Annotated in this window: 11 protein-coding genes and 1 pseudogene; 9 read left to right on the plus strand and 3 right to left on the minus strand. The window is 49.6% G+C overall.

The features are described from left to right. The first annotated feature begins 69 nt into the window (after nt 1-69). The 7 genes and pseudogenes from cls to HMPREF3277_RS10355 all read left to right on the plus strand — a co-directional run bounded on the left by cls (nt 70) and on the right by HMPREF3277_RS10355 (nt 4,628). Nucleotides 70-1,563, plus strand: coding sequence for a cardiolipin synthase (cls, locus tag HMPREF3277_RS10330; RefSeq protein WP_070871056.1), 1,494 nt, complete (start codon nt 70-72; stop codon nt 1,561-1,563). A 78-nt stretch (nt 1,564-1,641) separates the two neighbouring features. After that, nucleotides 1,642-1,704 (plus strand): annotated as a pseudogene (locus HMPREF3277_RS15395) (transposase); the annotation flags it as partial. Between the two features lie 217 nt (nt 1,705-1,921). Beyond that, entirely contained in the window at nt 1,922-2,419 is a 498-nt protein-coding gene (locus HMPREF3277_RS10335) for a hypothetical protein (RefSeq protein ID WP_070871057.1), read from the plus strand. A 147-nt stretch (nt 2,420-2,566) separates the two neighbouring features. After that, nucleotides 2,567-3,082: a hypothetical protein gene (locus HMPREF3277_RS10340; RefSeq protein WP_070871058.1), complete on the plus strand. Its 516-nt coding sequence runs from the start codon at nt 2,567-2,569 to the stop codon at nt 3,080-3,082. An 88-nt stretch (nt 3,083-3,170) separates the two neighbouring features. Continuing rightward, complete coding sequence (locus HMPREF3277_RS10345) at nt 3,171-3,461, plus strand: hypothetical protein (RefSeq protein ID WP_070871059.1); 291 nt, start codon at nt 3,171-3,173, stop codon at nt 3,459-3,461. Between the two features lie 111 nt (nt 3,462-3,572). Next, the gene (locus HMPREF3277_RS10350; RefSeq protein ID WP_003755292.1) at nt 3,573-4,109 is read left to right on the plus strand and encodes a gamma carbonic anhydrase family protein; all 537 of its coding nucleotides are present in this window, start codon (nt 3,573-3,575) and stop codon (nt 4,107-4,109) included. A gap of 84 nt (nt 4,110-4,193) precedes the next feature. Further along, nucleotides 4,194-4,628 carry a YiiD C-terminal domain-containing protein gene (locus tag HMPREF3277_RS10355; protein WP_070871060.1) on the plus strand — a complete coding sequence of 145 codons (435 nt, stop codon included), beginning with the start codon at nt 4,194-4,196 and terminating at the stop codon, nt 4,626-4,628. 74 nt (nt 4,629-4,702) lie between these two features. Here HMPREF3277_RS10355 and HMPREF3277_RS10360 read toward each other — a convergent pair whose 3' ends face one another. Beyond that, the gene (locus HMPREF3277_RS10360) at nt 4,703-5,077 is read right to left on the minus strand and encodes an Mth938-like domain-containing protein (protein ID WP_070871061.1); all 375 of its coding nucleotides are present in this window, start codon (nt 5,075-5,077) and stop codon (nt 4,703-4,705) included. 242 nt (nt 5,078-5,319) lie between these two features. Between HMPREF3277_RS10360 and HMPREF3277_RS10365 the strand changes: the two genes are divergently transcribed. Together HMPREF3277_RS10365 and HMPREF3277_RS10370 are read left to right on the plus strand one after the other, a co-directional pair. After that, entirely contained in the window at nt 5,320-6,627 is a 1,308-nt protein-coding gene (locus HMPREF3277_RS10365) for a homoserine dehydrogenase (RefSeq protein WP_049223469.1), read from the plus strand. Then, nucleotides 6,620-7,054, plus strand: a complete 435-nt coding sequence (locus HMPREF3277_RS10370; RefSeq protein ID WP_003778151.1) for a hypothetical protein — start codon at nt 6,620-6,622, stop codon at nt 7,052-7,054. The genes HMPREF3277_RS10365 and HMPREF3277_RS10370 overlap by 8 nt, the downstream gene beginning before the upstream one ends. Before the next feature lie 108 nt (nt 7,055-7,162). Here HMPREF3277_RS10370 and HMPREF3277_RS10375 read toward each other — a convergent pair whose 3' ends face one another. Both HMPREF3277_RS10375 and HMPREF3277_RS10380 read right to left on the minus strand, forming a co-directional pair. Next, on the minus strand, nt 7,163-7,417 hold the full coding sequence (locus HMPREF3277_RS10375; protein WP_070871062.1) for a glutaredoxin family protein: 255 nt from the start codon (nt 7,415-7,417) through the stop codon (nt 7,163-7,165). A gap of 124 nt (nt 7,418-7,541) precedes the next feature. Then, on the minus strand, nt 7,542-7,742 hold the full coding sequence (locus HMPREF3277_RS10380; RefSeq protein ID WP_003755307.1) for a (2Fe-2S)-binding protein: 201 nt from the start codon (nt 7,740-7,742) through the stop codon (nt 7,542-7,544). Between the last annotated feature and the right edge of the window lie 246 nt (nt 7,743-7,988).

Genomic DNA, 7,988 nt, shown 5'->3' on the forward strand with positions numbered 1-7,988 from the left:
GTCGCCTTGTCCTGATTTAGTTAATCCACTATACATCCGCTCCCGCCATTCCTCCACCGCCTATCGAACATGACTTTTCTAAAAGACATCACCTGGACAGAAATCTTCATTTTCGCCCACACCTGCGCCGCGCTCGGCTGCGTCTTGCGCGTGTTGTACAAACAAAAAAACATCGGCTCCACGTTTGCCTGGCTGATTATCCTCTTCCTTTTCCCCGTCTTCGGTACCATCGCCTACCTGCTTATCGGCGAGCCGCGGCTCGGCACGGCGCGGGCAAAGCGCACGGGCGAGATGAACCGCTTCTATCAAAGTTTCGCCGAAACCTACCTCTCCGACATCTACCTCGGCGTCGGCGAAAACGTCAAATCCCGTTATCACGGCATCAGCAAAGTCGCCGCCAAAGGCACGGGACTCGGCGCCACGCGCAACAACGCCATGACGCTGCTGTCCACCACCGATGAAATCATCGACACCATGCTTGCCGACATCCGCGCCGCCCGCCATTCCTGCATGCTCGCCTTCTACATCATCGAACCCGAAGGCAGGATAGAAGAACTGTTAAACGAACTCCTCGCCGCCGCCGACAGAGGTTTGGATTGCGCCATCCTCGCCGACGCCGTCGGCAGCAGCCGCTTTTTCGACAGCGGCTGGGGAGAAACCCTGCGCGAAGCCGGCATAGAAGTCCACGCCTCCTTGCCCGTCGGCGTCTGGCGCACCTTCTTCACCCGCACCGACCTGCGCAACCACCGCAAAATCCTCGTCATCGACAGCAAAATCGGCTACACCGGCAGCTTCAACCTCGCCGATCCCCGCTTCTTCAAAAAAGATTCAGGCGTCGGCGAATGGGTGGACGTCATGATGCGCTGCACCGGCCCGCTGGTACTCGAACTCTCCGCCGTCTTCTTTGCCGACCTCGCCGTCGAAACCGACGAAAACCTCGAAAGCGTGCAGCAATATCTGACGCAGGCGCAAGAGCGCATTCCCGAAATCCTTCCCGAAAAAATGCAGCAGGGCGACATCGTCGCCCAAGTCATCCCCTCCGCGCCCGAACAAGGCAGCCACGTCATTTACGAAACCATCATCAGCGCAATTTACGCCGCCACCAAACAAATCACCATCACCACCCCCTATTTCGTCCCCGACGAACCCCTCCTGATGGCATTGACCATCGCCGCCAAACGCGGCGTCAAAGTTACCCTGATCCTGCCCGCCAAAGTCGATTCCCTCATGGTTCGCTACGCCTCCCGCGCCTACTACCCCATGCTGCTCGACGCAGGCGTCAAAATCGCCATGTTCGAAGGCGGACTGCTGCACGCAAAAACCATGACCATAGACGAAGACTACGCCCTCTTCGGCACGGTCAACATGGACATGCGCAGCTTCTTCCTCAACCTCGAAATCAGCCTCGCCATCTACGACCGCGACATCACCAAACAAATCTGCAACCTCCAACGCGACTACCTCAAAAACAGCAGCTACATCACCGTCAAAGCATGGCAGCAACGCTCCAAATTCCGCGGGCTGATAGAAAACACCGTCCGCCTGATGAGTCCGCTGTTATAGGCAGGCTTACCGTTCACACAAGACCAAAGGTCGTCTGAAAAGCTTAGAAACCTTTTCAGACGACCTTTTTTGTTTGGATATAGTGGATTAAATTTAAATCAGGACAAGGCGCCGAAGCCGCAGACAGTACAGATAGTACGGCACCGATTCACTTGGTGCTTCAGCACCTTAGAGAATCGTTTTCTTTGAGCTAAGGCGAGGTAACGCCGTACTGGTTTAAATTTAATCCACTATAACAGTTGTCAGCCCGAAGACAGATAGATAATATAAACCGAATATTTTTCATCTCGCCCGCGCCCCGTAAACCAATATTCCCGGACTTGGTGCTTGTAAAATTTGAGTCAAAAGGCAATCAACAATGAAAAAGACTTGGAACCAAATACTTGAATCAGCACAACCCGTGGTTGATTTTTTGTCCTCAGACAGTTTCTTTTCCCGTCCTTATGACGGCGATCGTGAAAAATTTATCGTTACCGCCTCTCCGGAGGAAGCCAGATATCTGTTAGGCAAAAAATGGGATGAGTGGGAGGAAATTATAGATACTCAGCAATTCTCGGGTTTGGAGGATTTCGATTGGCACTACTTAATTGATAATAAATTAATTGAGAACAATTGCCTGGGCGCTCTAGATAAGAATTTTCATGGGGTAGATAAAAAGCTCACAATAGAGGGGGGAGCAAACTTACTAGAGGAAACAATGCCTGATAATATGAGTATTTTATTGAATTGTTATGCCAATAACTATATACCGGAAATTTGGAAAGATATCTTATATGTTTACCAACATAACGGTTTCCCTTGCGGCTGGAAAGGAGATTATCCGGAAGAGAAAATGATCGTTTTTTCTAATGAATAAATGATGAGAAAACTGTACCCCGTTTGAAATCTTAATTCATGTGTATGGGTGGGTTTGAAAAGGTCGTCTGAAAAACTTGAAACCTGTTTCAGACGACCTTTGGATTGGAAAATCTGTTCTTCGTAACTAGGTGAGAAATAAACAACAATGAAAAAGACTTGGAACCAAATACTTGAATCAGCACAACCCGTGGTTGATTTTTTGTCCTCAGACAGTTTCTTTTCCCGTCCTTATGACGGAGATCGTGAAAGATTTATCGTTACAGCCTCTCCGGAGGAAGCCAGATATCTGTTAGGCGACGAATGGGATGAGTGGGAGGAGATTATGGCTACTCAGCAATTCCCAGATTCGGATGATTTCGATTGGCACTACTTGGTTGGTCGTAAATTAATTAATACCAATTGCTTGGGGGCACTAGATAAGGATTTACATGGGGCAGATAAAAAGCTCACGATAGAGGGGGTAGTAAACTTCCTCGAGGAAACAATGCCTTATTATATGGACATTTTATTGAATTGTTACGCCAATAATTATATGCCGGAAATTTGGAAAGATATCTTATATGTTTTCCAGCATAACGGTTTCCCTTGCGGCTGGAAAGGAGATTATCCGGAAGGGAAAATGATCGTTTTTTCTAATGAATATCCAACGAATAAAGGATGAGAGAATTATTTAGAACTTGGGTGATTAAAGCTTAATTCGGGGGCAGTTCCTTCGGCATCATTTCGTTTAATTAATTAGAAATATCAAAATGAATTTTAATAATTTTGAAGAGTTTGAATCTAAGTTAGATAACCTATATGCTAATGAACAATACGACATAGCCGATAGAATCATGGAAAATCAAATAGATAATATTTGCAAACTATCTTCCTTGGAAGAAATTGATCAGTATCTATGGTTTTATGCTTCTGTCGCCGGAGATTGCGAATCTTTCGGTAGATTTCAAAAATTATGTAGACAATTAGTGTCTTTAAACAAGATAAAATCGAGTGATTTAGCCAAATATGAAGAAAAATGTCCTGTCAACAGGTGGTTTTAGTTAAGGATAGATTGGCTCAAAACCCAACATTTAAAAAGGTCGTCTGAAAAGCTTGAAATCCGTTTCAGACGACCTCTTAAAACAAACCCTGCTTACAAAGGAAATAACCACATGAACCCCATCCGCCCCTTCTTAGACCATACTCCGCAAGTCCACGAATCCTGCCTTATCGATGAAACTTCGGTCATCATCGGCGAAGTATCGCTTGCCGAAGACGTATCCGTCTGGCCCTATGCCGTTTTGCGCGGCGATGTGAACAGCATCAGCATCGGCGCGCGCAGCAATGTACAGGACGGCAGCGTCTTACACGTTTCGCACAAAAACGCGGAAAAGCCTGAAGGTTCGCCCCTTGTCATCGGCGAAGACGTTACCGTCGGACACAAAGTCATGCTGCACGGCTGCCGTATCGGCGATCGTGTTTTAATCGGTATGGGAACAATTATTCTGGACGATACTGTCGTCGAAAGCGACGTGATGATAGGCGCAGGCAGCTTGGTGCCGCCGCGCAAACGTTTGGAAAGCGGCTATCTTTATGTCGGCTCGCCCGTCAAACAAGTCCGCCCGCTGACGGACAAGGAAAAAGAGTTTTTGAAATATTCGTCCGCGCATTATGTGCGGCTGGCAGGACAACACAAGCAATCAAAATAAGCCCTCTGCACTACCTTATCGCTATAATTGGTGGGGCTTTGCTGCCTGCTCCTGATTTTCAGACGACCCGTCCCGATACCGACCATGAACCCCGAAACCCTGCAAGATTTTCTGCACACCCATATCCCTGCGACCGCCCTGCTCGACCTGAGCGTGTTGGAAACTACAGCGGATCAGACCGTACTTTTCGCACCCCACGCCCCCAACCGCAATCATAAAAATACCGCCTTCGGCGGCAGTATCGCGTTGGCGGCAACCGTCGGCGGCTGGGCAACTGTCTATCTCCATTGCCCCGAATCGGATGGCAATATCGTCATTCAAGAAGGCACTACCCGCTATCTGCGCCCTGCACGAGGCGATCTGACCATCATCACGCGCAGTCCGCCGGCTGAAGAGTGGCAAAAACTCAAAACCATGTTCGAGCGCCATAAAAAAGGAAAAATCGCCCTGCAAACCGAAATCTATTCGGAAAACGAATTGGCTGCCGTCTTTGACGGACGGTTTGTCGTATTGGGATAAGGTATCGGCTGTTCCATAGACAAAGGTCGTCTGAAATTTTCAGACGACCTATTTTATATCCAGCGGATGTCTATTCACACCCAAAGCCAAGCCCAAACGCTGCGCCCTTCGCCTTGCAGCAACACCAGCGTTCGGCAGGCGGAGGCTGTGTTCATACATTCCAGCCCGATGCCGTGTGCGGCAAGTTCGGCGGCGATTTTCGGATGGAGGAACTGCTGCTTCTCCCCTGTGCCGATGATGATGACTTCGGGCAAACCGTCCGATTCGGAGGTCGTCTGAAACAGGTCGGCAGCAGTCAGTTCGAACGGCGTTTGCGCGTTCATTGCTTCGATTTTGCCGTTGCGCCAGATGATGGGCGCGGTGTAGGTTTTGCCGCCCGCTTCGATTGCGCCCGCCCGATAAGCGGTCAGGCTTAGGGTTTCATCGGTTTTGTTTTCTTCAATCAGCATTTTTCTTCCGTTTCCTTCTCGGCTTCATCCATCTATTACAAACAGGCTTGCCGCCCTTTCACCGCGTTCCGTAAAAAAGGTGCAAAATCAGGCAATTTCAGGTAGGATGGGCGACTTTAGCCTGCGCCTTCCGCCCTTGCAAAATCAGCATTATATCAATCTGCGGCGGCGGTGCGTTTCGGGCTTTCTGAATTTCTGTTTTTACTTTTTGATTTAAGAGAATCGGCTCACAAGGAGGCACAATGAAGCCAGTAAACATCGGTCTTTTAGGTTTAGGTACGGTCGGCGGCGGTACGGCTGCCGTGTTGCAGGACAATGCGGCGGAAATCAGCCGCCGTTTGGGACGCGAAGTGCGCATCAGTGCCGTATGCGACTTGAGCGAAGAAAAAGCCCGCCAAATCTGCCCGTCCGCAGCCTTCGTCAAAGACCCGTTCGAACTGGTCGCGCGTGAAGACGTCGATGTCGTCGTCGAATTGTTCGGCGGTACCGGCATCGCCAAAGATGCGGTATTGAAAGCCATTGAAAACGGCAAACACATCGTTACCGCCAACAAAAAACTGCTCGCCGAATACGGCAACGAAATCTTCCCGCTGGCGGAAGAAAAAAACGTCATGGTGCAATTTGAAGCAGCAGTAGCGGGCGGCATCCCGATTATCAAAGCCCTGCGCGAAGGCCTCGCCGCCAACCGCATCCGCAGCATCGCCGGCATCATCAACGGCACCAGCAACTTCATCCTCTCCGAAATGCGCGAAAAAGGCAGCGCGTTTGCCGACGTATTGAAAGAAGCGCAAGCATTGGGCTACGCCGAAGCCGATCCGACCTTCGACATCGAAGGCAACGACGCAGGCCACAAAATTACCATCATGAGCGCGCTGGCATTTGGCACGCCGATGAACTTCCCCGCCTGCTACCTCGAAGGCATCAGCAAACTCGACAGCCGCGACATCAAATACGCCGAAGAACTCGGCTACCGCATCAAACTTTTGGGCATTACCCGCAAAACCGACAAAGGCATCGAATTGCGCGTCCACCCGACCCTGATTCCCGAAAGCCGTCTCTTGGCAAACGTCAACGGCGTGATGAATGCCGTGCGCGTCAATGCCGATATGGTTGGCGAAACCTTATACTACGGCGCGGGAGCAGGCGCATTGCCGACTGCTTCCGCCGTGGTTGCCGACATCATAGACATCGCACGCCTGATTGAAGCGAATACCGACCACCGCGTACCGCATCTGGCGTTCCAACCCGCACAAGTCCAAGCGCAAACCATCCTGCCTATGGACGAAATCACCAGCAGCTACTACCTGCGCGTCCAAGCCAAAGACGAACCGGGCACGCTGGGACAAATCGCCGCGCTTTTGGCAAAAGAAAACGTGTCCATCGAAGCCTTAATCCAAAAAGGCGTGATCGACCAAACCACCGCCGAAATCGTGATTCTGACCCACAGCACGGTCGAGAAAAACGTCAAGCGCGCCATCGCCGCCATTGAAGCATTAAGCTGCGTGGAAAAACCGATCACCATGATCCGCATGGAAAGCCTGCATGACTGAGCCGAAAAACGAAATGTCCGCCGAAGAGCAGGCCGCGGCGCGTAAAAAAGCGAAAGCCAAAATCCGCACCATCCGCATTTGGGCGTGGGTCATTTTGGCGCTGCTCGCCGCGACCGCCCTGCTCTCCCAATGCGCCATGTCCAAACCGCAGGCAAAGCAGAACATCTTTGAGTCTTGCGTGAAAAACATCCCCTTTGCCGAAAAATGGCAAAACGATTTGAAAGAAAGGGGCTTGGATTCAAACAACAGCAAACTCGCCACCGATTACTGCACCTGTATGTGGGACAAGCCTTTGGACAAACTTTCCGAAGAGCAAATCCGTTCATTGGGCAAACTCAGCCCGCAAGAACAGCTCGACCTGCTCGGCGGCGCGCAAGCGTTTGAAGATCGCGACAGGCAGTGTGTGGCAGGTTTGAAGGCGGAATAATCCGGCTTTGACATGGCAAAAAGGTCGTCTGAAAAAACTCCGTTTGTTTTTTTCAGACGACCTTTTTATTGATAAGGGATTCACTGCACATCAGGATGGAACAACAAACTATGCTCGTGCGATCGGTTTCTTCCCTTCCAACCATACCTTCAGTTTTTCCTCATCCAAAAACCAATGGCAGATTTCTTCGTCCCCATCCAATAACACGGGGACAAGCTCGTTATATTGTTCTTCTAAAACAGGGTCTTCATCGACATCGAAGATTTCCAACTCAAAACCGAATGCCTCTTGATACGGCTTGAGCTGTTCACGCATTTTGTGACAGAGACTGCAATATTCTCGAAACATCAGGGTCAGCTTCATGGCGGATGCTTTGCGGTGTGGTAAACGAAAAACGGATTGTAAGATAAAGGCTGCTGTCAATGCAAAGGTCGTCTGAAACCCTGATTGCGGTTTCAGACGACCTTTGATAATGCTTTAGATAAGATTAGGATTGCACATTGATACCGGCGGTAACTGTCGTTTGTGCACTGTTGGCATTCAGGAAGGAAGCCGCCAGTTCGCCGCAGCAGCCGCAGCAAGTGGCAACGCCCAATTGAGCCTGCAAATCGCTCATGGTACTCGCGCCTGCAGCGATAGTTTCTTTGATGTCGTGGTCGGTAATGGCGTTGCAAATGCAAACAAACATGATGTGCTCCGTGTTTTCTTTCGCTCAGTATTGATAGTGTGTTTTATTCTTAAACGTGAATATAAATAAAAACAGTTTGCATTGCAAGACCGGTTCGAACGGTTTTATTTGGTAATTTTCTATTGATTTTCCTTTTTCGATTGATTCAATAGATTGGAACCATATTCTAAAAACAACAAAGCCGCGCACGTCATCGAGATTCACAGCAGATAAAAAAATATAGTGGATTAAATTTAAATCAGGACA

The sequence above is a fragment of the Neisseria sp. HMSC70E02 genome, assembly GCF_001838645.1.
Taxonomy (GTDB): Bacteria; Pseudomonadota; Gammaproteobacteria; order Burkholderiales; family Neisseriaceae; genus Neisseria; species Neisseria macacae.